We start from the raw sequence: 24,548 nt of genomic DNA, 5'->3' as shown, positions 1-24,548 counted from the left end.
AACATCCCTGTTTGTTGTCAACAAGACAACAGTTGTGATTTCCCTATAGGCGAGGCGAAATGCCCGCCTACTGCGCCGCCATCAAGCGCTGTTTTTCACGCTGCCAATCTTTTTCTTTTTCGACTTCGCGCTTGTCGTGTTCCGCTTTGCCTTTGGCAAGTGCGATTTCACATTTCACCAGATGGCGTTTCCAGTACATCGCGGTGCAGACACAGGTGTGACCTTTCTGCTGCACGGCGGCAAAAATATCCGCCAGCTCGCGATCTTTTAACAACAATTTGCGCGTGCGTGCCGGATCGGTGACGAAGTGGGTGGAGACACTTTGCAGCGGCGAGATGTGCGCGCCGAGCAAAAATGCCTCGCCGCCTTTCAGCAGCACATAAGAATCCACGAGTTGGCATTTGCCCGCGCGCAGGCTCTTCACTTCCCAGCCTTGCAGAGCGATGCCGGCTTCGTAGCGATCCTGAATGAAATAGTCGTGGCGCGCTTTTTTGTTGAGCGCGATGGTGCCGCCGTTGTCTTTGCTGTTTGCTTTTTTCATGGCGGCATTATAGGTGCAGGATGCTGCGGTTCGTTAGAATGAGCGCGTCACTCGCAACATGATTTCGCGGATTTGTTATGCCCGTCACTCGCATCGCCAAAACAGCCCTGCTGCCGTATGCCGCGGAACAGTTGTTTGATCTCGTCAACGATATTGCTGCGTATCCGCAGTACATGGACGGCTGCGTGGCGGCGACGGTGCTGTTATCCACGCCAGAAATTGTGGAGGCAAGGTTGGAACTGAGTCGCGCGGGCATCACGCAGGCCTTTGCCACGCGCAATCGTTTGCAGCGGCCGCAGAGTATCGACATGGAATTGTTAGAAGGCCCTTTCACCGCGCTCTCAGGCCGCTGGCAATTTCTGGCGCTGGCGCCGGAGGCCTGCAAGGTGTCGCTGGATTTGCGTTTCGAGTTGGACGGCAAGCTCGCCAGTCTCGCCGCCGGCAAATTGTTCGAGAGCGTGGCGGTGAATTTGGTGGATGCCTTGTGCCGTCGCGCGCACAGCCAACTGGGAGCAACAGCATGAGCGCAGCGATGATAAATATAGAAGTGGCCTGCGCCCTGCCGGAGCAGCAGGTGGTGAAAGCCTTGGCGGTGCCTGTGGGTTGTACGGCGCGAGAAGCGGTAGAGCGCTCAGAGATGGCGGCAGAATTTCCCGCGCTTGAGATGGCGAGCCTCGCGCTAGGCATCTATAGCCAGTTGGTGAGCGATGACTATGTGTTGGCGGAGGGTGACAGGGTGGAGCTGTATCGCCCGCTGTTGCTAGATCCGAAAGAAGCGCGGCGGCAGCGCGCCGCTAAAGTGCGGGTTTAATCCCACCACTTGCTGATATCCCAATCTTCGTCTTCCTCTTCTTCTGGCTCATCAGGCTGTGCGTCCGTTGGGTTGACGGCTGCTGTGGCCTGTTCTGGGCGGAAGTTGCCCTGCATATTGGTCAATACATCTTCGGTGAAATACAGCGTCAAGCGTTCGCGTGAGTATTCGTTGTTGCCGTTCTTCAGCGAGTAGAAATAATCCCAGCGATTGTCTTCGAAGCTGTCGATCAACAGCGGCGTACCTAAAATAAAGCGCACTTGGCGCTTGTCCATGCCTGGTTGTAGTTGGTTGACCATATCTTGGGTAACGACATTGCCTTGCTGCACGGTCAAGTGATAAACGCCGGGGAACGAGCAGGCTGCAACAGACAGTGCCAACAAACAGGGCAGCAGCAGGCGTGTCAGGGTATGGCGTAACAAAACGGGCATGGGTGGCAAGGTTCCACTGATTGCAGCGAGCGGCGATAATACCCGATAGTCGGAAGCGCTAGAAGGGGCGGGACATGGCAGGCGAGAATCAGGAATTGCGCAAGGCAGGGCTCAAAGTCACGGTGCCACGCATCAAAATTTTGCAGATGTTGGAGAACAATGACCAGCGTCACTTTAGCGCGGAAGATGTGTACAAGAACTTGTTGGAAAGTGGTGAAGATGTGGGTTTAGCCACGGTCTACCGCGTACTGACGCAATTTGAAACCGCGGGCTTGGTGACGCGCCACAATTTTGACGGTGGTTATGCAGTGTTTGAACTGCATCGCGGCGACGAACACCACGACCATATGGTCTGCTCAGAAACCGGTGCCGTGGTCGAGTTTCACAACGAAGAAATCGAACGCTTACAAAAAGAAGTGGCAGAAGCGCACGGCTTTGAGTTGGTGGGGCACAGTTTGGTGCTGTATGTCAGGCCAAAAGCTTAACGCGCCGGATGACGCTTCAATACAAAGCGTGACAGCACAAAAGTCACCGGCATCGTCAACACAATAACCGCCAGTGGCGCGAAATCCACGGGGAAGGCGAGACGGTCTACCAGCAAATGCATTAACACAATGCCCACGCTGTACTGCACCACATACACCGATGGAAATTGCAGAAAACTGCGCCAGCTCATCTGCACGCGAAACACCCAACGCGAGTTCATGTAGTAGGTGAACACCACACCAAACACATAGGCAACGGTGAAGGCGAGTTTGTCAGTGCCGATGGCAAGGTTCGTGGTCAGCGTGATGGGTGGCACCTGTAGCGCAACCAAGAGATGGCGGACGACTAAATACACCACCCACGAGGCACCGGTGTTGATCGTGCCGGTGACCAGAAATCGCAAAAATTCATGCTTCTGCAGCCACTCGGCTACTGTCGTTGGCGTGAATGAAAAACGAGGCTGTGGCGGTGGATTTTGCATCGCTGAAACTGGCGCTGAAAGACGGTGAGCAGCTTAACGGGTAATGCCTGCGGCTGACAGCCCAAGGCTGAAATGCCATAATTGAAGGCTTGTTGCCAGATCTATGCGCAGCGCCAGCTGGCGCTCATGAAGGAGAGAAATTCCGTGAATATTTTAGTAACCGGCGGCGCAGGCTTTATTGGTTCGGCCGTGGTGCGCCACATCATTGCAAACACGCAAGATACGGTGATCAATGTCGATAAATTGACCTACGCAGGTAATCTGGAATCACTGACGGCTGTAGCAGATTCGTCGCGCTATCATTTTCGCCAAGTGGATATTTGCGATCGCGCTGCTGTGGATGCGGTGTTTGCCGAGTTTGCACCGCAGATCGTGATGCACTTGGCGGCGGAATCGCATGTCGATCGCTCCATTGATGGGCCAGCCGCGTTTATCGAAACCAATATTGTTGGCACTTACACTTTGTTGGAAGCGGCGCGTCAGTTTTGGTTGTCTCTAGACGCAGAAAAAAAATCAGCGTTTCGCTTTCACCACATCTCTACCGATGAAGTGTACGGCGCGCTCGGTGCCACCGGCTTGTTCACCGAAGAGACGCCATACTCGCCCAACTCACCTTACTCCGCTAGCAAAGCCTCTTCCGATCACTTGGTGCGCGCTTGGCATGAAACCTACGGCCTGCCTACCGTTGTCACCAATTGCTCTAACAATTACGGCCCGTATCACTTCCCAGAAAAATTAATTCCGCTAGTGATTTTGAATGCGCTCGCCGGCAAGCCGCTGCCGATTTACGGCAAAGGCAATCAAGTGCGCGATTGGTTATTTGTCGACGATCACGCACGCGCGCTGTACAAAGTGGCAAAAGAGGGTGTGATCGGCGAAACCTACAACATCGGTGGTCACAATGAAAAACAAAATATCGAAGTGGTGCAAACCATTTGCGCGCTGCTAGAAGAAATGCGCCCCGAAAAACCAGCGGGCGTGGCGCACTACCGCGATTTAATTACCCATGTGGCAGATCGCCCTGGCCACGATGTGCGCTACGCCATTGATGCCAGCAAAATTCAGCGAGAATTGGGTTGGCAACCGGAAGAAACTTTTGACAGTGGCATACGCAAAACTGTGCGCTGGTATTTGGATAATGCCGCGTGGTGGCAGCATGTATTGGACGGCAGTTATCAAATGCAGCGTTTGGGTTTAGGCGAATAGTTTTGTAGGAGACAAAAACATGAAAGGCATTATTTTAGCGGGCGGTTCCGGTACGCGTTTACATCCAGTGACCTTGGCAATTTCCAAACAGTTATTGCCGATTTACGACAAGCCGATGATTTACTACCCACTGACAACTTTAATGCTGGCGGGTATCAAAGATATTTTGGTGATCTCTACACCGCAAGACACACCGCGTTTTCAAGAACTGCTCGGCGATGGCGCGCGCTGGGGCATCTCCTTGCAGTACGCCGTGCAGCCCAGTCCCGATGGTTTGGCGCAAGCATTTTTAATCGGCAAAGAGTTTATTGGCGATGATGCCTGCGCGCTGGTGTTGGGCGACAACTTGTTTTTTGGCGAACATTTCTCACGCAATTTGCAGCAGGCCGCCACGCAGCAGAGCGGTGCCACGGTGTTTGCCTATCAAGTGAAAGACCCAGAGCGTTTTGGCGTGGTGGAGTTTGATCAAGACGGCAAAGCCATCAGTCTGGAAGAAAAACCCGCTAAACCTAAATCGCGCTACGCGGTGACGGGTTTGTATTTTTATGACAACCAAGTGGTGAAACACGCGCAGTCGATTAAACCTTCGGCGCGCGGTGAATTAGAAATTACCGATCTCAACAATATTTATTTGCACAACGGCAGTTTGCGCGTGGAGATCATGGGGCGTGGCACGGCGTGGTTGGATACCGGCACGCACGATTCCTTGTTGGAAGCCTCGCAATTTGTACAAACCATTGAACACCGCCAAGGCTTGAAAATGGCCAGCCCCGAAGAAGTGGCGTGGCGCCAAAAATGGATCAACGATACACAGTTGCGCACACTGGCGGAGCCGCTGAAGAAAAGCGGCTACGGCGAATACTTGCTGGATTTGTTGAGGACAGATTGATGATGAAAGTCATCGAAACCGTTTTGCCTGGCGTGTTAATTCTGGAGCCGAAAGTGCACGGCGACAGCCGCGGGTTTTTTCAGGAAACTTGGCGCGAAGACAGCTACAACAACATCGGCATCCCAACATTTGTGCAAGACAACCACTCGCGCTCTACACGCGGCGTATTGCGCGGCCTGCACGCACAGCGTTTGCAGCCGCAAGGGAAATTGGTACGCGTTTCACGCGGCGCAGTGTTTGATGTAGCCGCCGATATCAACCCCGCTTCGCCTACCTTTGGCAAACATGTGGCGGTGGAATTGAGCGACGAGAATCACCGCCAACTGTACATCCCCCCTGGCTATGCGCACGGTTTTTGTGTGCTGTCTGAAACCGCAGATTTTCTCTACAAATGCACAGACTATTATCAACCCGGCGATGAAATTGGTGTGTTGTGGAATGATGCCGATATCGCCGTCGCTTGGCCGATAGCGGAACCACAGTTGTCAGACAAAGATAAAAACCTGCCCACACTGCGCGCCTTGGCCGAGCAATTAAAAAAACAGCCAGCGCATTTCCCCGAACACAAAAGACGCATGGATGAGATATGAGTGTGCGCCTGTTAATTGCCGGCGGTGAAGGGCAGGTTGGCAGAGAGTTTGCCGATATCGCGCAGCCCAATGTGGAATTGATTCGCTGTGCGCGCGCTGAGTTGGACATTACCAATACCGCGAGTATTGATGCCGCGCTAAAAAAATATCAGCCGCAAGCGTTGATCAATGCGGCGGCGTACACGGCAGTCGATCGCGCAGAAAGTGAGCCAGATGCCGCATTTGCCATCAACGCCACCGGTGCGGGTAATTTAGCGGCGGCTGCCGAGCGTTGTGGAATTCCGCTGCTGCATATTTCCACCGATTATGTTTTTTCTGGCGATAAAGCCATCGGTAAAAGTTGGACGGAAGACGATGCCTGCGAGCCGCGTTCGGTGTATGGCCACAGCAAACGCATCGGCGAAGAACAAGTGTTGGAAATGTGCAGCCACGTCTTGGTGCTGCGCACCAGTTGGGTGTTTGGTCGCTACGGCAACAACTTCCCCAAAACCATGTTGCGTTTAGCGCGCGAGCGCGATGAGTTGCGCGTAGTGGGCGATCAACACGGTTGCCCCACGCACGCGGCCGATATTGCAATGACTTTGGTAAAAGCTGCACAAGCCATGCTAGAAAATAAATTAGCGGGCGGCATTTATCACTACGCCGGTGTGCCAGCCTGCACTTGGCACGCCTTCGCTACACATTATTGAACGCGCACACGCCGTGGGTGTGCTAGAAAAAAAACCAAATATTATTGCGATTGCCACACATGAATATCCGGTGGCCGCCGCGCGGCCGATGAACTCGGTGTTGGATGGCAGCAAGCTGCAACACGCGCTGGGTGTGATGCCTTCGCAGTGGCAGAGTGGCGTGGAGTTGTTGTTGCAAGCCTGAGCAGTAACGGTTTGCGCCTCGCTGTGGCCAGTTGTCGCTGCGGCGATTAACCACCATAATCTCCGCAAAACATGCGGTGATTATATGACCTATATCCATGAAAGAGCGGAATGGCCGGCCTTGAGCTGGGATGCAGCCAAATTATTGCCTCTGGTCACAGCACTGCGGCACCAGCAGGGACGGTTGCTGGGGCGCATGGAGGAGATGGGGTTTGCGCTGCGCGCGGAAGCCAGTTTGGTCACCTTGACGTCCGATGTGCTCAAGTCCAGTGCCATAGAAGGGGAGGTGCTGGATGCCGCTCAGGTGCGGTCTTCTGTTGCGCGACATTTGGGCATGGAAGTGGCTGGCATCATTCCAGCCAGCCGCGCGGTGGAAGGCGTAGTTGAGATGATGCTCGACGCCACGCAGCAATTTCGCCAGCCCCTGCATAAAGAGCGCCTGTACGCGTGGCATGCCGCTTTATTTCCCACCGGCAGAAGTGGGATGAGAAAAATCACGGTAGGCGCGTGGCGCAAGCCGGAGAATGATCCCATGCAGGTGGTTTCTGGCCCCATAGGCAGGGAGCGCGTTCACTTTGCGGCACCGGCTGCGGTAAAACTGGATGCAGAAGTCGCGCTTTTTTTAGAGTGGTTTGAAAAAACTGATGATCTGGACCCGGTATTAAAAGCGGGCATTGCGCATTTCTGGTTTATCACCCTGCATCCTTTTGAAGATGGCAATGGGCGTATAAGTCGCGCCATTGCTGATATGGCTTTAGCGCGGGCAGATGGCACCCAAGAGCGTTTCTACAGTATGTCGGCGCGCATAGAAGCGGAAAAAAATGATTATTACTTGGCGTTAGAGCAGAGCCAAAAAGGCGGCACCGATATAACGGCTTGGTTGGAATGGTTTTTGGGCTGTTTGGCGCGCGCGATTGCGGATACCGACAAGCAACTCTTGTTTGTGTTGCGCAAAGCAAGAATCTGGAACCAGATTAACAATACCTGTGTGGTGAATGACAGGCAGAGAAATATTATCAATCGCCTGCTGGATAATTTTGAAGGGAAACTGACTTCATCCAAATATGCAAAATTGGCCAAGTGCTCAGCGGATACGGCATTAAGAGATATAAAAATATTGCTTGATTGCGGCGTACTTGTGCAGAGTGCGAGTGGCGGTAGAAGTACGGCCTATGTATTGGCGGAGTGGTAATCCCCCCTAAAAACCACCGTCTTCATAGGTAGAAAATTCCCGTAACATGCCCCGAGGAGGATCTACATACCCACATCGAAGTTTACCGACAGCCATATCATGGTGATATTGAAGTAAGCCGAGGGCGGCACGCTCGTTCCGGTGTTGGGCTTAATGCTACTCTGGCCCCCAATTACAAAAAGTTGACAGCTTCTCGCGTTCTTAGAGTAGAATCGCGCCCCGCTTGCGGATAGGAATCCGAAGAGCTTGAAGGAACCCTCATCGACAAAAGGAATTGTGTATGAAAAAAATCATTCTGTTGAGCTCATTGCTGTGTGCGTTGTTTACGGTGCCGCACGCGAATGCCTATTACTTGGAACACGCGGTTGCCGGTGTGCTGACGCTGGAAGTTACCGGCGCTTGCGCGATTCCCAAAATAAAAACCGAAGCCTATATCGCCGATATCAGCGACGATGACCACAACCCATTGGGCTGGGGTATCGTCACCGCATCCGGGCATTTGATTGCGCTGCGCACCAAAGAAGTAGCGGTGCTGGATAAAAAAGATTTCGCCACGAACAAACAGCACAGCATTGATTTTATTGATCTCGCAGGCGAACAGTTGAAAACTTTTTTGACGCGCAACGGTGTGCGCTGTGAGATCGCGCATCTGCAAGCGAATACAGCTTCAACGCTCACGCGCATCACTACCAGCACTGGCGGGCGCGCAGTGTTGCGCGCCGCTGTTTCCGGTTATGAAATCAAACGCTGCACAGACAGTGGTGATGTGCAGGCCTGCAAGGCCAGAAAAATTAACGGCAAAATTGATTTTGTGGGCAAGTGGTAGCGCCGTATTGCGCTGGAATTTTTGCCCATGGAACAATCAGCCGTGCAAGACTCCGGACTGCTGTGCTTGGTGGCGCTGTGCCGCTTTCACCAGCTGCCGGTGGATGCCGCACAGTTAGCGCGCGAGTACGGCGGCGAGCACTTGCTGAACAGCACTGACATACAGCGCGCTGCGAAAAATTTGGGGCTGCGCTATCAACAGTTGAACCTGAATCGGCGCGGTGGCAAACAGTTGCCGGATGCCGCGCTGTTGCCCGCGATTGCAAAAAATAATGACGGTTCGTATCAAGTCTTAGCGCGTCGCCATGCGCAACAAGTGCTGCTGCATGATCTGCGCCTGCCGCAGCCAGCGGTGCTGACGGAGGAAGCATTTCTGCAGCAGTGGAGCGGCGAGTTACTGCTGCTGAGTCGCCGTCAATCGTTAGTGGAAGGCGTGCATCAGCAATTTGATATCCGCTGGTTTATTCCGGTGCTGCGCAAATACAAAAAAATGTGGGTAGAAATTATCGCCATCAGTTTTTTCTTGCAGATTTTTGCGCTGCTCACGCCGCTGTTTTTTCAAGTGGTGATGGACAAAGTGTTGGTGCACCACGGCATGAAAACGCTGGATGTGCTGGCTGTCGGTTTTCTGGCGGTCGCCGTGTTTGAGGTGCTGCTGGGTGGCATACGCACCTATGTGTTTGCGCACACCACCAACCGCATGGATGTGCAACTGGGCAGTGCGCTGTACAAACATTTATTGGCCTTGCCGCTGGCGTATTTTCAGTCGCGCGCAGTGGGGCAGAGTGTGGCGCGTGTGCGCGAGTTGGAAAACATACGCAGTTTTATCACCGGCTCGGCGCTCACGCTGTGCATTGATGTGTTGTTCACCGTGGTGTTTATCGGCGTGCTGCTGTACTACAGCGTTTCGCTCAGTGTGGTGGTGCTGCTCACTTTACCTGCGTATGTGTTGCTGTCACTGCTGATTACGCCGTTGCTGCGCGAGCGCTTGGATGAAAAATTTAAACACGGTGCGGCCAATCAAAGTTTTTTGGTGGAGTCGATCAGCGGTGCGGAAACAGTAAAAAGTTTGGCGCTGGAACCGGCACTGCAGCGGCGCTGGGAAGACAATCTCGCTAGTTATGTCAGCAGCAGTTTTCGCGCGCAACACATGGGCAATATCGCAGGGCAGGCCGCAGGCTTTATCAATAAATTAATGACCTTGGGCATACTGTGGTGGGGCGCGCAGTTAGTGATGCGCGGCGAATTGAGCGTAGGACAATTGGTGGCGTTCAATATGCTGGCAGGCAGAATCAGCGGGCCTATTTTGAAACTGGTGCAGTTGGCGCAAGATTTTCAGCAGGCAAAAATTTCGCTGGAACGCTTGGGCGATATTCTCAACACGCCGCGCGAAGCAGGCTTCAATCCTAATCGTAGTGTGCTGCCGCAGTTGCAAGGTGCGGTGCAATTTGAGCGCGTGCGTTTTCGCTATCGTCACGATGCGCCCTTGGTGATGGATGATTTCAATTTGCACGCGCACCCGGGAGAAATTATTGGCATTGTCGGGCGCTCGGGTTCTGGTAAAAGTACGCTGGCGAAATTGTTGCAGCGCTTGTATGTGCCGGAAGCGGGGCGCATACGCGTAGACGGCGTGGATCTCGTTACAGTGGATACCGCGTGGCTGCGCCGTCATATCGGCGTGGTGTTACAAAACAGTTTTTTATTCAATCGCAGCATTCGTGAAAACATCGCGCTCACTAATCCTGCCATGCCTATGGAGTGGGTGATACGCGCCGCACAATTAGCCGGCGCGCACGATTTTATTTCCGCGCTGCCGCAGGCCTACGACACAGTGGTAGAAGAGCAGGGCAGCAATTTATCTGGCGGGCAACAGCAGCGTATTGCCATCGCGCGCGCTTTGATCAATCAACCGCGCATTTTAATTTTTGATGAAGCCACCAGCGCCTTGGATGTGGAATCTGAGCGCGTGATTCAGGCGAATATGGCGGCGATTTGCAAAAACCGCACGGTGTTTATCATCGCGCATCGCTTATCCACCGTGCAGGGTTGTGATCGCATTTTGGTGATGGATAAGGGCAGCGTGATTGAACAGGGCACGCATGAACAGCTGCTACAACAGCGCGGGGTTTATGCGCAAATGCACCGCTATCAAACCGAAGTGATTCCCTTGCGCACTATGCACGCGCCGGACAAACGCAGCGCGGTGCAGCGCGCATGAGAGAGTGGTTGAGAAAACACTGGGCGCTAGATGATGAGGAAACTGCGCGTTTGGCTTTTTTGCCGGCGGCGGTGGAAATTGAACACACGCCACCACACCCGCTGGCGCGTTGGTTTGCCTACTGCATAATTGGTTTTTTTCTCATGGCTGTTTGTTGGGCGGTGTTGGGCAAAGTGGATGTGGTTGCCATCGCCGAAGGCAAAATCATTCCCTCCTCGCGTATTCAGCAGATACAGCCGCTAGAAAAAGGCGTGGTGAAAAATTTATTTGTGCGTGAAGGGCAACGCGTGCAAGCTGGTGATGTGTTGTTGGAGTTGGATAGAACCAGCACTGGCGCTGAGCGCAGCCGCGTGAGCAATGAGTTGCAGCGCTTGGAGGAGATATTGGCGCGCAGTCGCGCACTGCTGCAAAAATTAGACGGCAACAGCAGCGAACCGGCCTTGCAGAATTTGCAAAATGCGCTGGTTGAGCAAGAGTGGCAGCAATACCGCGCGCAGTTGGCTGCCTTGCAAAACCAGCATGAGAATCGCAAGGCAGAAAAGCAGGCCAATCGCGAAGTGATACAAAAATTGCGCGCGACCCTGCCCATCAACACACAGCGCGCACAGAATATGCAGCGCTTGGCAGAGCAGAAATTGGTAGCGAGAGATCAGTATTTGTTGCAAGAAGAAACGCGCATTAATCAGCAGCAAGATTTAGCGGCAGCGGTCGCGCGCGATACGCAATTGGCGGCGGCGGTGTTGGAAACGGAACAAACTATGGCGGCACTCACGGCGCAGACCCGCGCAAAAACTTTGACGGCCATCGCGGAAAGTGAACGCGAAACAGAAAGTTTGCGTAAACAACTGACGCGCGCCAGTGACATTGATGACAAACAAGTGCTGTACGCGCCGATGGACGGCCAAGTGAAAGATCTCGCAGTGCACACCGTGGGCGGCGTGGTGTTAGAGGCGCAGCAGCTGATGGTGATCGTGCCGGAAGATGCGCCGCTGGAAGTGGAGGCGTGGCTGCCCAACAAAGACATCGGTTTTGTGCGGCAACACGCGGCGGCGGTTATCAAAATCAACACCTTCCCTTTCACCAAATACGGCACACTGCAAGCCAGCGTCACGCGCATTGCCGAAGATGCCGTACAAGATGAAAAAACAGCGCGCGAAAAAGGCGGCCTGTTGTACAGCATGAGTTTGCGCATGGCGCGCAACAGCATTTGGGTAGACGGCAGAGAAGAAAAACTGCTGCCAGGCATGCAGGTAACGGCAGAAATTATTATCGGCCAGCGCCGCATCATCGAGTATTTTCTCGCGCCGCTGCAGCAGCATTTGCAGGAGAGTGTTCGTGAGCGGTAGCAATAAACATTTAGCAATCAATACAAGGAGAGATGTATGAAAAATAGAGCAGTATTCGTGATTTTGTTATTGGTGGCAGCTTTAGCAGGCTGCCGTGATGAGGCGGCAAAATTTTTTGGTCGTGCTCCATTGCGGTGGGCAATAGTTGATCGCAGCAGCTTGGAATCTGAGTATATTTTGTTAGCCAAGCAAAAAAACGCGGATCTGTTAAAGCAGAAGTTTGGCGAAGGTGTATCTCGCGACCAGATGAGAGCGCTAGAAGAAGAAATGAATTCCGCCAGAATGTTGGCAGAGCGAGATTGCATGAAGCCGGAGTTCCGCGCCAATTTAGAGAGCAATATGGATAGCTACTGCCATCGTTATCGTGGAAGCATGTGTGCAAGTAACTATGATATGAAGTGTATTGCCACTATAGATGGTATACCTGAAGTTATGGCAGTAAAAACAAAAATTAATACAGCTAAAGAAGTTGCAAATTATCAAAGAAAAATAGAACAGGCTATAAGAGCTAAAACAAAAAGTGCTATAGGAATTGCCATTTCATCCTATGCCAAAGAAACAGCGATAGATCTGGTTATAAATGATGGCAAGGACGACATCCTCTTTGCAAAACATGGAGAAACTATAAATGCCACAGATGCCGTTATGGAAAAAGTGAGAAAAATATCGGAAGAAGAAAGATTGACGATAGAAGAAGTTGATGTGCTAACAGATTAACACGAGACAATCTGAATAATAATTTTTAATACTCCATCTGTGTATTAGAAGGAAGCTCTTTATGGAAGCATCATCACTTGTGCTATTAGTTGGCGGGGTTATTAATCTACTTTTAGCCGGCGCTATTTATTTCGTTGTAAAAAAGCTAGCAAGAAAATCCATATATGTAAAACGGTGGTCTTGGGCGGCTGTGATTATTTGGTATGTAATGCCATTGCCGTATATTTGGCGACAGTTCAATGTGCTACCTCTTCCTAGTGATGAATACATGGAGGAGCATTTCCATAAAAACAGGGCAGATTTCGATGCTTTGGTGAAGGCGTACCGAGCAGAGAATTCCACGGCAGATCCGTCAACGTTTTGGGATGCTACCGCAAACATTAAAGAAATCAAAAAGAGATTGGATGTTTGGAGGCTGACATCAGAGTCTGCTATGACATGGTTTGATAATCCATATTCAGTTGAGGCCGCCGAAAGGCATATGGCATCAATTAGAAGTGGTGAGATCAATACAATTAAAAATCACAGTTTGGATGGTGTCTTGGTTGTTCCGAACCACGCGCGATCGCATTCTTTTCGTGAGAGGGCGCAGGTAAGCAAATATTACCTACATATTCCTCAGATACCGAAAGTAGAAGGAGGAAAGTTATGGTATCCAGTTGTGTCATCAAAAAGCCGATACAACGAACAGAAGTATATGGAGATGAAAGAGTCTTTAGATCGTTACCCAGATAACTGGGAAAATGGACAGTGCTTCTTGAGGACACTGGATCAACAGTGGTTTATTGAATTGTGCAAATCGTATTAACAAAAATGTAGGAATTTTCGTAGAGTATGAACAATAGAGCACAGAAAATAATCAATGGGATTATTGCAGCGCCATTCCTATTGTTGGGCGCGGCACTGGTTGTGGCGTTGCTTTATTTGGTGTACTGCGAGGTTAACAAGGCTTATTGGGATAGCAAAGTCAGGGAGTGGTGTGAGAAAGATGGCGGGGTGGTGGTGTTTGAGAAGGTTGAATTAACTAAAAATGAATTTAAAAATCTTGGTGGAAATCAGTACGGACAAATACCTTTGTCTGTTGAAAAATTGACTAAGCATGACTATCCGTATTATTCGGAATACAAGGATATTTTACTTCATAAAGGGGTTCCTAGCGTTTATAGATATGAGTCAACGGTGTTTAGAAAAAGTGATCGAAAGCCGTTAGGCATGATGATCAACTATGGAAGAGGTGGAGGTGACTTTCCAACTGGAATACTACATCCGTCTCATTTTGGATGTGCGGATTTAAAAACTATTAGATTTGACATTGAAAAACAAATTTTTATAGCTAAAGGAGAATAGATATGGACAGTCAAGCAGAAACACTTTTTAACAACACGGAACTCTCATTGGCGGCATATTCAGATTTGTCACTGGGCTTAACGAATTCACAAGAGAACATCACAGCCCTTAAGCAAAATGGTAAAGGCATGTCGCAGGCTCAAGCCGTGCGGTTTGCGGAGCGCTATCCCTCGGTTCTTGCTGTAGCAGATAAACCTGCTAGCGGTTTTCAAGCAACGGTATTTAAATCGGAAGACGGCGAATTGGTGGTTGCGATGAGGGGAACGGCTGGAGGTTCCGATCTGAATGAAGACCAGTATTTGACCGCTTATGGCGTTGCCTATCACCAGATGGTGGATATGTATAACTGGTGGCAGATGGTTTCGCATCTAGGAAACACATTGGTAGATCAGTTTGCTATTCAGGTTGTTAGTGGTACGCCACCCGCTGGCGCAGTCGAGCTGTATGACATAGGCAGCGACCACTATTATTTGGTAAAGACAGCACAGATTTCTGCAACGGGAGAACTAGCCAATGAAGCTGACTTGAACAGCGTGACTGTCACAGGCCATTCATTAGGAGGCCACCTTGCTTCAGCATTCACTGCATTGTTTAACGGCCAAGTGGAAAACACATATACCTACAATGGCCCTGGCTTTACTGAAACACCGACTAATCAAATGTTTTTTGCGGCACTAGAAGGCGTTGCAACAAATAATGTTGTCATGCCTTCAGGCGTGGCAGGCAAAGTCATACGCGTGCAGGCAAATAACGCACTACCCGGTGAAAATCAATTGGAATTCATCAGTGATTTACACGGCGGAACTCCCGGTACATTGGTTCAGGTTGCTGTGGAAGACAAAGGCATTGGTGCGGGTAACCACAGCATTGTTAACCTGACGGATTCTCTCGCGCTATTTAATTTGCTTGGCGCGCTAGACAGCTCGCTCAGCGTAGAGACATTCAATTCCATTTTTCATGCAGCAAGCAATGAAAGCGGTGCAACGCGAGAGAGTCTGTTGGGTAGCATACAAAGTCTGTTTGGTGTGAATGCAAATCCATTACCTGTCGGTGATGAAGATGCACAACGCAATGAGTTTTATAAAGCCATTAATAACTTGGCAGGTGTTGACACCTACACTGCCCTTCTCAACAACGCCGACATCAATTCATCATTCGCCATTAGCGCGCAACAAGCCGCTACAGATTTCGGTGCGTTTTTGGCGCTACATACTCTCGCGCCGCTATACATTTCTGGTGCGGCGCTGCAGGAGCCGAATCAATCGTTGTATAACCAATGGGCATCCGGCGAATTTTCTGCGCAATATCTCGAAGACCGCGCTGCGATGCTCGGCGCGCTGTTGGGTGCAAACAGCGTCGATATGGATTACAGCGCGGTCAGCGGCGCGCACTTTAAAGATAAAGAGACAGCTATTGCATTGGGCGATAGCGGCGGCGGTTTATTTTCAGCAGACAACAAACAAATCCTATTCGGTGCAGAATCTTCCGACACTCTCACCGGCGGCAACGCCAACGATCACCTTTACGGCGGTGGTGGCAGCGATTATTTATCCGGCGGCGCTGGCAATGATTATCTCGAAGGCGGTGCCGGTGATGACGGATTGAATGCAGGCACAGGCTTTGATCGCATCAATGGCGGCATGGGCAACGATGCCTATCTCATCGACAGCAATTTTGGCGATGTGATGATTGCAGATGATTTGGACGGCGGCACAATTTCTTTATTGATCGGTATAACTTTTCGTCGCGTGGGCGATGGTGAAGCCAACACCGATGGTTTGTACATCGCAGTGGACGAAAATGGCGAGTGGTTGAACGGCAAAGAAGGTTGGAGTGTATCGGTGTCTGGCAGCACGGCCACGGTGTCTGTCAAAGATGATCAAAACAATGTACATGTGATTGCGATAGATGATTTCAACATTGCGAGCAATCAATTTGGTATTCAGTTTGAAGAAATGGCCGATGTTGAAATGCCGTCGCTCGGCGGAGCATTTACTGTGCCCAATCGTGGATTTTTAGGCGCGTACACACCACAAGGTGCAGACAATCCTGTAGATGTTTTTCTGCCGAACAATCGCCATGTTGAAAATAACGATCCTAGTATTCCAGAAGCATTGAATGTTGAGCAGTACCGTAACAAATCGCTGGTTTATAACGCCGTAGATTATTGGGGTGAATGGAATGCCGACGATCTACATTGGGAGCCGATAGACGAAAATGGTCCCCCATCGCCCTATCCAAATCATCCATACGAAACATTAGTGATTGATACCACCGAGTCGCGTCATGGCAAGGAGATAATGCGCTTTGAAGGATCCAATCAAAATGATGCGCTGTATGGCAAGGATTGGACGAGTCAGATGCAGGCCATCAAGGATTGGGATGATGCTAATGATCATTACTACCGCTTGAATAGAATTAACGGGTTTGATCCGGCAAAACACGGCAACAACGATGTGTTGTTTGGTTTGAACGGCGACGATTTGATTATCGGTGACGGCAATCAAAGTGTGTTGGAGCAGCAAGCGGGTTCGCAAAAAGGCAATCGTGATATTTTAGTCGGCGGACGCGGGAGTGATGTTATTTACGGCATGGGCGGCAACGATATTTTGTTGGGGATGGAGCAATACCGCAGCAGTTGGGGTGCTGCGTCTTTAGGGCTTACTTACAATCCTAACAAATACGCGTCGCTTGCAGAGGCAATTTTTAATAATGCCTTTTTGTACGATCCAGAGACGCAACAAGAAACACAAACAGCTCTCACTTTAGAAGATAAAGACGAAAAAAATTACCTCAATGGTGGTGATGGCAATGATGTGCTAGAAGGCGCCAGTTTTTCGGATGTGATCGATGGAGGTCATGGCTACGATTGGATTTATGCCGGTGCCGGCCGCGATGTGGTTGCCGGCGGTGCGGGCAATGATGAAATATCGGGCGATTCCTACGCGTATTTTTATCAAGGTATGGCCTACAGTGATTTTATTGCGCCGGATGAATTGCCAGAAGCCAACGATTATCGCCGTGGACATTTCTATCAAAAAAATAGCGACGGCGTGGCACTGCGTTACGATTTTGATAAAGACACCGATTACAACGATGTATTGGACGGCGGAGCGGGTAATGATTTAGTGCAAGGTGAAATAGGCGCGGATATTGTCAGCGGCGGTGCAGGCAATGATGTGCTGTTTGGCGATCGCGTGTTTGGCGCGGGATTTTTTGTTGACGGTTTGCCGCCTGCCAATTTTCAATCGTTGGCGAAGCAGTTTCACGGCAATGATGTGGTCGACGGCGGTGACGGCGACGATTTGATTGTGGGCGGCGGTGGTGCGGATCGTGTGCTCGGCGGCAACGGCAATGACACGGTCTACGGCGATGTGGGCTTGGATGCAATTGAGAAAGGGGTGAACACGGCCGATGCCCCGAGCATAGTCGCCAGCGACGAGGGTTGGTGGGGCAATGATGTGCTGTTCGGCGGTGCAGGCAATGACGCGCTCATCGGCGAGGGTGGTGACGATGTGCTTGATGGCGGCGCGGGCGATGATTTCCTCTACGGCGATTGGGCCAACTGGCAGTCACAGGCGTATGCCGATCCTGCAGCAAAAACCGGCAACGATACTTTGTACGGTGGCGCGGGCAACGATCAGTTGATGGGTAATGGCGGCGATGATGCGTTGGAAGGTGGCAGTGGCAACGACAAGCTGTACGGCGATAATCCTGAGGACTCCTCGGTTGTCAGTTTGGGCGATGATGTGCTGGATGGCGGCGCCGGTGATGATTATCTGTACGCCGGTGCGGGCAACGATACGCTCACCGGCGGCTCCGGCGATGATTATTTGGGTGGTGGTGCGGGTGACGATACCTACATTTTCAGCGCGGGCAGTGGTGTGGACACACTGGAGGATGCAGAGGGCGCTACCACGCTGCGCTTAGCCGTCGCGCCGATAAAAACGGTGCTCGCGGGCGATAGCGAGACGGTGATTTATTTGTCGGCCGATGGCAGTCACCGCATACACCTCGCCACCGGCACGGCGCAAAACATTGCGCGTATTTATGTGGGCGACGAGAGTCATCAACTGGAGCTGTCGGTGGCGGACCACAACGCCTGGGGCATCGGCCACATGCAGGGCAATCAAACCTATACCCTGTCCAGTACCTATGCCGGCAGCGCGGTGCTGTACGACGCCATGGGCGAGAACGATCTGGTTTTCGATCAAGCGTGGCAATCTGACGACGGTTATTTGGATGTGCAGCTGTGGGGTGGCGATGGCTATCGCTTCGCCAAAGCTGACAATCCTTCGGCATTTGTCGATTTTGCTCTGTCGGCAGAGGCGGTGGCAGCGGTGAGTGAGGTGACGGACGCTGACGGCGCAGCGGTCAATGTGCGCCTAGCTACCAAGAGTCTCGCTAGTGATGTCGCCAATACCCTGTACGGTTTCGGTGGCAACGATCTGATTCATGGCTTCGGCGGCGACGACACTATTTACGGCGGCGCTGGCGATGACACGCTGGACGGCGGCGATGGCGCAGATCGCTTATTTGGCGGTGACGGCAATGATGTGTTGCGCGGTGGTGCAGGTCACCAAGATTTTTTGTACGGCGACGCGGGCGACGACATTTTTTATCTCAATAGCGGTGAAGATGTTGCTTTCGGCGGTGAAGGTGACGACACATTTATTGCCGAAGCCAATAGCTATGCTTATGCCAAAGGGGAAGCCGGTGCTGACACCTTTATCGTCAATTCATCCAACAACAGTTTTTTTCAAATAACGGATCAGCGTTTTGATGCAGGCGATGAAATTCAATTGGATTTCAATGCCGATCGCCTTCACTTAACGGATAAGTCCGTGGGTGTTATTGCGGAAGATGGCGTGACGGTCAAACCGCTGCTGTCGTGGATGCTGCACACCCAGCCGGAAGATTATTGGCAGAGCGTAGAAAAATTGACGCTGCGTTTCGCTGATGGTTCTACATGGTCTATCGATGAAATAAAAACGCGCTTGCAAACCGCAACGGCCTTGGATGATGTGCTGATCGGTGAAACGCGCGACGATGTTTTGCGTGGATTGGAGGGCAACGACACACTGTACGGCATAGACGGCAATGATGTGTTGTATGGCAATGCAGGCTATGACATTTTGGTGGGCGGTGCAGGCAATGATGTTTTTCATCTCGGCCTCGGTGATGAAGCTGACATCGTGCGTGAGGCCAATGCTGCGCGCTGGAGCACAGATGCGGATACCGTGTGGCTGGAAGCGAGCATGACTTCTAGTCAGGTTTCGCTGTCTGTGCAAAACGATGACGATTTGCTCATTGCTACGCAGGACGGCAGCGCAAGTATCACACTGGAAGATTTTTTTGATAGCAGCGTTTCGCAGCGCCGCAATTTGTCTTTGTCTTTTAATGGCGAGAATAACTTTGCGTGGGAATCTGAATTTATTCAGAAAGCACTGTTCAAAAGTGCCGCACCGTCAGCGCAAGTCGGCGTGCCAACGGCAGCGGCAAACACCCTCAGCGGTGGCTCGTCCAGCGAATATTTATACGGCGATGCGGGTAACGATATTTTAAAAGGCAATGGCGGCAATGATTGGTTGGATGGCGGCAGCGGCAACGACACATTAACTGGCGGCAGCGGAATAGACACTTACCGTTTCGGCGTAGGCTCTGGCAATGATGTGATTACCGACAGCGCCAGCAGTGTTGCCAATGACCGCGTGCGTTTGGATTTCACCGTCGCCACGGGCGATCTGCAGCTGAAGCTGGTGAATGGTAGCGATCAGTTGGTGATAAGTCGGCGCGATGCTGTAGGTGCAGTGACGGATTCAATCCAAGTGAATCGTGCACTGGGTCGCCTAATCGATGTGCGCGGCAATGATTTGCGTTTAGAAGAAAACGGCGACACTTTGCTAAACATTGCGCGCAACCAATTGGCAACACAAACCATCTCGCTTACCTATAACGAAAATGATAGCCATGTTGTGGCGCTTAATGCAGCCGATTTATTGGGCGGAACATTGAGCGATGCAGAAAAAGCGCGCTGGCAAATTGTGAGCGCCGCACAAACCTCGGGAAATTTTTTGCCGGATCAGTTTGATGTGGATGGCGATGGCAATACCACCAGCGATCAAACCTTTTTGTTTGTGGAAAATTTGTGGAACAGCGGTACCAACTATGTCGGTTTTATGCCCAACACCAGCGCGGGCAGCGCGAGTTTTTCCTACACCTTGCAGCGCGACGATGGTTTGCAAATCGAAGCCACTATGCAAGTGGTGGTGCAAGAAAACACTGGCAGTTTAGTGGGCACCGATAAAGCGGAAGTGTTGGATGGCGGGCAATCGGCAACGGCGCTCAGCATCAATGCAGCTGCTGGTGATGATCGCGTGTTTGACGGTTACGGCGATGACTCCGTGTACGGCGGCGATGGCAATGACAGACTGACATTTGGCAATTGGGCGGATAACGGCAACGATATTTTTGACGGCGGTGCAGGCAACGATGTGCTTGATGCGGGTTGGGGCAGCGACACCTTGATCGGCGGTGCAGGCAATGATTTATATATCGAAGGCAATTTGTGGTCCGGTGATCGCACCACGATTGATAACAGCGGTGGTGCGGAAAGCGATGTAGACACTTTGCAAATCGGTCAACAAGGTTACGGCGTGTGGGATTACCGCGCACTGTGGTTTACGCGGGATGGCAACGATTTATTGTTGGATCAAATCGATGAATTGGCCGACGGTGAAATTCGCATCAAAGATTGGTATGCGGCGAGCGACACCAATGGCGACGGCGCGTTGAACGATGCCGGCGCCGGCCGCCTCGATATTTTTGTCGCACAACAAGATGACGGCGCGGTATTTCAAGCCGATGGCAATAGCGGAAATTTTGATGCACTGATTAACGCCATGGCGCAGTTCGGCGCAAAACCTGCATCAGTCTCTGACGCGGTGCATGTGTTGCAAGAGGAATACCAAGCAGCGTGGATGCAGCTTGCCGTGCCTGCAGCTGCGTAGCGTAATAGAAGTGTGGTTTCGTGTTTGATGACTATGGTTTTGGTTGCAGCGCCAACACCCAAACCGTTTGTTGTTGGACACAAAACCGCACATTAATTTCTTCCAGCCACACACCGTATTCCTGCGTATCTTCTTGCTTTGCGCGATACGCAGGGCGCGGATCTTGCGCCAATACTTCATCAATCAACATGCGCAAATCGGTGGGCAACAACAGCGTCTCTGCTTCCTGCTCTGCGTTTGCGCTCCATTGCACAGGCAGTGTAGGCGGAGCTGCTTGCGCAAAACTGCCGCGCGCAGCGGACACGCTATCGGCGTAGGGAATATACGGTTTGATGTCGAGTATCGGCGTGCCATCCAATAAATCAGCGCCGCGCAGCCGCAAACATTTTCCTTTATCGCCATCCACAATATCCAACAATTCCACCACCGATAAACCCATCGGGTTGGGGCGAAACATACTGCGCGTAGCAAACACGCCGCGCGTGGTATTGCCGCCCAAACGCGGCGGACGCACTGTCGGCTGCCAACCCTGCGCAGCGGTGGCGTGAAAAATAAAACTGAGCCAGAGGTGGGAAAATTCTTCCAAACCCTGCAGGCATTCCGCGGCATTAAACGGCGCAAACAGTTCCAGTGTGCTGATGGCATGCGGCGTTAGCCTCGGCTGGCGCGGAATGCCAAATTTTTCGCGAAAAGGCGAGTGCAAAATGCCGATAGGCTGAAAGGTATACTGATCCACATTCCTGCTCGTTTATAAAAAGATGCAAAATACCTTACCACAAGCAAGCGATCTTCCTCTGCGCGATGGCGTGAGCGCCAGTTGTGTGCAAGTGCCGGCGGGCGCGTGGTCGTCGCTGCTGGCATTTCTCTGCGCGCAGTTTCCGGCGATCCATGAAACCATTTGGTTGTCGCGGTTTGCGCGCGGTTTGGTGTTGGATCAAACGGGTAAAACTTTGCAGCCCAGGGATCACTGCAAAACCGGTGCGCGCATTTATTACTACCGCGAAGTGGCACAAGAAATTGAGATTCCTTTTCAAGAAAAAATTCTGTATCAGGATGAGTATATTTTGGTGGCCGACAAACCGCATTTTTTGCCCGTCGTACCATCCGGCGTTTATGTGCAGCAAACCTTATTGACGCGCTTAAAACGCAGTACCGGTATCGCACAGTTATCGCCACTGCACCGCATCGACAAAGACACGGCTGGCTTGGTGATGTTTTCTGTCAACCCGCACACGCGCAATGCCTATCAAGCCTTGTTTCGTGAGCGGCAGGTGACGAAACATTATCACGCTGTCGCGCGCTGGAATACTGCGTTCACTTACCCTTTGGTTTATCGCAGCCGTTTAGTGGAAGACGCGCAGTTTTTTCGCACGCAGGAAGTAGAGGGTGCGGCGAACAGTGAAACCGTGGTGAGTGTGTTGGCGCAAGATGGTGAAAAGGCGCTGTACAACTTGCAGCCGATTACTGGCAAGAAACATCAACTGCGCGTACACATGGCGCAGTTGGGTATGCCGATTGCCAATGATGTGTTGTATCCAGCAGTGTGTGAGCGAGAGGCGGAGGATTTTTCACAGCCTTTGCAGTTGTTGGCAAAATCGTTGGCGTTTGTTGATCCTATAACACAAGCGTTGCGATATTTTGAAAGCCAGCAGAAGTTGAATTAACTCTTACAACAACTTCAACTGATTGCGCAGTTGCGTGACATTGCGGCGGCTGATAACAGGTTTGAAATCGGTACCTTGCAGGTGCAGCCAATAGTGTCCGTCCGGTGTTTTTTCCATGCCTTGAATATGCGACAGCGACACCAAAGCATTGCGATGTACTCGCACAAACCTGTCGCCAAATTCTTCTTCCAAATCTTTCAGCGCATCATCCAACAGCAGTTCACCTTTTGTGTGATATGCCGTGACATATTTATGATCGGCAATAAAACAGCGCACCTCGGTGACAGGCAGCAAAACGAGGCCATGGCGTGTGCTGGCACTGATGTGTTGGCGCGCGGCGGTTTTTTTCTGTGCAGTGGTATCGCTGGCAGCGGCATTGCTGGCGGAAATTTGCACCAATTGCGCGCGATTGGGGCGCGTGGCCGTGTTGAGTGCCGCCAATAATTGTTCGGCTTTCACCGGCTTTAACAAATAGCCCACGGCTTGCGTTTGAAAAGCTTCCAGCGCGTGTTCGCCGTAGGCGGTGCAAAAAATAATCGCGGGCGGATTATCGAGTTTGGTTAAATGGCGCGCTACTTCCAAGCCATCCATGCCTGGCATGCGAATATCGAGTAGCACAATATCCGGCTGCACTTTTTCCACTTGTTCGATAGCGGTGTAGCCGTTGTTGGCTTCGCCGACAACCGAGTGTTGCTCTGATTTTTCGATAAGGCGCGCCAAACGATCGCGCGCCAGTTTTTCATCATCAACAATCAATATTTTCACGCGCGCTCTCCCGTGTGCAGCGGAATCGTAAATTGCACAGTAAACAGCTGGTTTTCTTGTGTCACGGCAAAAGACACGCCGCTGCCGTAGTGTGTTTGCAAGCGCTGCTCTAAATTTTCCAGCGCCATGCCATTGCCACTGCGCTGCAAGTTCGCCGTTTCCTCTGCATAAGGGTTGCGTATTGTGCAGCGCAGAAAACCGTTGCTGTCGTTGAGAGAAATTTCAATCGTGCCTCCCTGTGTCAGCGGTTGTATGCCGTGATAAATCGCATTTTCAATTAAAGGCTGCAAAGAAAAAGAAGGAATGCGCACATTGGGCTGCGCGAGTTGTGTTTGCCATTGCACCTGCAAGCGTTCGCCCAAGCGCAGTTGCTCAATATGGATATAGCGTTCGCACAGCGCAATTTCCTGCTCCAGTGACACCAAATCTTCGGCAGCAGAAAGGCTGGCGCGAAACAGCGCGCTCATGTCTTCTACCACGCGCTCGGCGGTGTCTGGGTCACTGCCGATCAAACTGGCGATGCTGTTCATGCTGTTAAATAAAAAATGCGGGCGGATGCGTGATTGCAGTGATTGAAAGCGCGCTTGCAAAGTGGCGCGCAATTGCATTTCGCGTTGCAGATGCAGTTGTTGTTGCAGATAAAAATAGCGCAGAACTAAACCGGCGAGGATGCCGCCTACGGTGAGGTGTTGAATCACGCTCCACACGCTGCTCGCCCAGCTGAGCGTGAGGTAGGCCATCAACCACTGCCCGACTATCGCCACACTCGCAATCACAGCCAGCAAGCTGACAAAACACAGCGCCACGCCGCTCGCTGCCGTCATGCGCTGCAGCAGCCCGCGCAAACGGCACAACACCGCCGCACCGGTCAGCACGATCCACAGCACCTCGCAGGACAACAGAGAAAAGCGCGGCCAATTGAAAGCGGGCAGCGGTTCAGCGGCAATAGTCAGCACCAGTGCCAGCAGTTGCCCCACCAAAATCAGCGGCAGCAGGGCGGTGATATTGCACAGGTCGGGCAGGTAGAAATGCGCGCTGTCCTTGCCGTGGTTTGCAGGTGCGCGGGCAGCTTGTGTCGAGCGGTTGAGCAAAGGCATGCTGATATAATCTTTTCCTTGTGAACTGACACCGCCATTTTGCTGGATAACACCATGAGC

At 51.7% G+C, this 24,548-nt stretch carries 21 protein-coding genes and 1 pseudogene; 16 read left to right on the top strand and 6 right to left on the bottom strand.

Features of this window, described 5'->3' with window-relative positions; all coding sequences use genetic code 11:
* Positions 1–67 precede the first annotated feature (67 nt).
* Positions 68–541 carry an SsrA-binding protein SmpB gene (smpB, locus tag IPK30_04875; protein MBK8102617.1) on the bottom strand — a complete coding sequence of 158 codons (474 nt, stop codon included), beginning with the start codon at positions 539–541 and terminating at the stop codon, positions 68–70.
* 77 nt (positions 542–618) lie between these two features.
* Here smpB and IPK30_04870 point away from each other — a divergent pair, with 77 nt between their 5' ends.
* On the top strand, positions 619–1,065 hold the full coding sequence (locus tag IPK30_04870; protein MBK8102616.1) for a type II toxin-antitoxin system RatA family toxin: 447 nt from the start codon (positions 619–621) through the stop codon (positions 1,063–1,065).
* An 8-nt stretch (positions 1,066–1,073) separates the two neighbouring features.
* Positions 1,074–1,352, top strand: a complete 279-nt coding sequence (locus IPK30_04865; GenBank protein ID MBK8102615.1) for an RnfH family protein — start codon at positions 1,074–1,076, stop codon at positions 1,350–1,352.
* On the opposite strand, the gene IPK30_04860 is transcribed toward IPK30_04865, so the two are convergent.
* Positions 1,349–1,783 carry an outer membrane protein assembly factor BamE gene (locus IPK30_04860; GenBank protein ID MBK8102614.1) on the bottom strand — a complete coding sequence of 145 codons (435 nt, stop codon included), beginning with the start codon at positions 1,781–1,783 and terminating at the stop codon, positions 1,349–1,351. The two genes, IPK30_04865 and IPK30_04860, sit on opposite strands and share 4 nt — an antisense overlap.
* A 74-nt stretch (positions 1,784–1,857) precedes the next feature.
* On the opposite strand from IPK30_04860, the gene fur reads away from it, so the two are divergent.
* Positions 1,858–2,268, top strand: a complete 411-nt coding sequence (fur, locus tag IPK30_04855) for a ferric iron uptake transcriptional regulator (GenBank protein MBK8102613.1) — start codon at positions 1,858–1,860, stop codon at positions 2,266–2,268.
* On the opposite strand, the gene IPK30_04850 is transcribed toward fur, so the two are convergent.
* The gene (locus IPK30_04850; protein MBK8102612.1) at positions 2,265–2,672 is read right to left on the bottom strand and encodes a GtrA family protein; all 408 of its coding nucleotides are present in this window, start codon (positions 2,670–2,672) and stop codon (positions 2,265–2,267) included. The two genes, fur and IPK30_04850, sit on opposite strands and share 4 nt — an antisense overlap.
* Before the next feature lie 204 nt (positions 2,673–2,876).
* Here IPK30_04850 and rfbB point away from each other — a divergent pair, with 204 nt between their 5' ends.
* The 12 genes and pseudogenes from rfbB (at position 2,877) to IPK30_04790 (ending at position 20,962) form a co-directional block, all read left to right on the top strand.
* The gene (gene rfbB / locus IPK30_04845; protein MBK8102611.1) at positions 2,877–3,956 is read left to right on the top strand and encodes a dTDP-glucose 4,6-dehydratase; all 1,080 of its coding nucleotides are present in this window, start codon (positions 2,877–2,879) and stop codon (positions 3,954–3,956) included.
* A 19-nt stretch (positions 3,957–3,975) separates the two neighbouring features.
* On the top strand, positions 3,976–4,845 hold the full coding sequence (rfbA, locus tag IPK30_04840) for a glucose-1-phosphate thymidylyltransferase RfbA (protein MBK8102610.1): 870 nt from the start codon (positions 3,976–3,978) through the stop codon (positions 4,843–4,845).
* A 2-nt stretch (positions 4,846–4,847) separates the two neighbouring features.
* On the top strand, positions 4,848–5,435 hold the full coding sequence (gene rfbC, locus IPK30_04835; GenBank protein ID MBK8102609.1) for a dTDP-4-dehydrorhamnose 3,5-epimerase: 588 nt from the start codon (positions 4,848–4,850) through the stop codon (positions 5,433–5,435).
* Between the two features lie 2 nt (positions 5,436–5,437).
* A pseudogene (gene rfbD / locus IPK30_04830) lies at positions 5,438–6,308 on the top strand (dTDP-4-dehydrorhamnose reductase).
* Between the two features lie 84 nt (positions 6,309–6,392).
* Positions 6,393–7,499 (top strand): Fic family protein, encoded by a 1,107-nt coding sequence (locus IPK30_04825; GenBank protein MBK8102608.1) that lies wholly within the window; start codon positions 6,393–6,395, stop codon positions 7,497–7,499.
* Positions 7,500–7,779: 280 nt separating this feature from the next.
* Positions 7,780–8,325, top strand: a complete 546-nt coding sequence (locus IPK30_04820; GenBank protein MBK8102607.1) for a hypothetical protein — start codon at positions 7,780–7,782, stop codon at positions 8,323–8,325.
* Positions 8,326–8,352: 27 nt separating this feature from the next.
* Complete coding sequence (locus IPK30_04815; GenBank protein MBK8102606.1) at positions 8,353–10,542, top strand: type I secretion system permease/ATPase; 2,190 nt, start codon at positions 8,353–8,355, stop codon at positions 10,540–10,542.
* Positions 10,539–11,888, top strand: coding sequence for an HlyD family type I secretion periplasmic adaptor subunit (locus tag IPK30_04810; protein MBK8102605.1), 1,350 nt, complete (start codon positions 10,539–10,541; stop codon positions 11,886–11,888). The genes IPK30_04815 and IPK30_04810 overlap by 4 nt, the downstream gene beginning before the upstream one ends.
* Before the next feature lie 36 nt (positions 11,889–11,924).
* Positions 11,925–12,605, top strand: a complete 681-nt coding sequence (locus IPK30_04805) for a hypothetical protein (GenBank protein MBK8102604.1) — start codon at positions 11,925–11,927, stop codon at positions 12,603–12,605.
* Between the two features lie 61 nt (positions 12,606–12,666).
* Positions 12,667–13,413: a hypothetical protein gene (locus tag IPK30_04800; GenBank protein MBK8102603.1), complete on the top strand. Its 747-nt coding sequence runs from the start codon at positions 12,667–12,669 to the stop codon at positions 13,411–13,413.
* A 26-nt stretch (positions 13,414–13,439) separates the two neighbouring features.
* On the top strand, positions 13,440–13,952 hold the full coding sequence (locus tag IPK30_04795; protein ID MBK8102602.1) for a hypothetical protein: 513 nt from the start codon (positions 13,440–13,442) through the stop codon (positions 13,950–13,952).
* Positions 13,953–13,954: 2 nt separating this feature from the next.
* On the top strand, positions 13,955–20,962 hold the full coding sequence (locus tag IPK30_04790) for a hypothetical protein (protein ID MBK8102601.1): 7,008 nt from the start codon (positions 13,955–13,957) through the stop codon (positions 20,960–20,962).
* 31 nt (positions 20,963–20,993) lie between these two features.
* Here IPK30_04790 and tsaA read toward each other — a convergent pair whose 3' ends face one another.
* Positions 20,994–21,698, bottom strand: a complete 705-nt coding sequence (gene tsaA / locus IPK30_04785; GenBank protein MBK8102600.1) for a tRNA (N6-threonylcarbamoyladenosine(37)-N6)-methyltransferase TrmO — start codon at positions 21,696–21,698, stop codon at positions 20,994–20,996.
* 22 nt (positions 21,699–21,720) lie between these two features.
* Here tsaA and IPK30_04780 point away from each other — a divergent pair, with 22 nt between their 5' ends.
* Positions 21,721–22,626 carry a pseudouridine synthase gene (locus IPK30_04780; protein ID MBK8102599.1) on the top strand — a complete coding sequence of 302 codons (906 nt, stop codon included), beginning with the start codon at positions 21,721–21,723 and terminating at the stop codon, positions 22,624–22,626.
* A 3-nt stretch (positions 22,627–22,629) separates the two neighbouring features.
* Here IPK30_04780 and IPK30_04775 read toward each other — a convergent pair whose 3' ends face one another.
* Positions 22,630–23,391, bottom strand: a complete 762-nt coding sequence (locus IPK30_04775) for a response regulator transcription factor (GenBank protein ID MBK8102598.1) — start codon at positions 23,389–23,391, stop codon at positions 22,630–22,632.
* Positions 23,388–24,488 carry a sensor histidine kinase gene (locus tag IPK30_04770; protein MBK8102597.1) on the bottom strand — a complete coding sequence of 367 codons (1,101 nt, stop codon included), beginning with the start codon at positions 24,486–24,488 and terminating at the stop codon, positions 23,388–23,390. Before IPK30_04770 ends, IPK30_04775 begins: the two co-directional genes overlap by 4 nt.
* Positions 24,489–24,548 lie beyond the last annotated feature (60 nt).

Source organism: Cellvibrionales bacterium (assembly GCA_016713115.1).
In the GTDB taxonomy this organism is placed as follows: Bacteria; Pseudomonadota; Gammaproteobacteria; order Pseudomonadales; family UBA7239; genus UBA7239.
The sequence above is the reverse complement of the archived record's forward strand: the minus strand, read 5'-3'. Positions and strand labels throughout refer to the sequence as shown.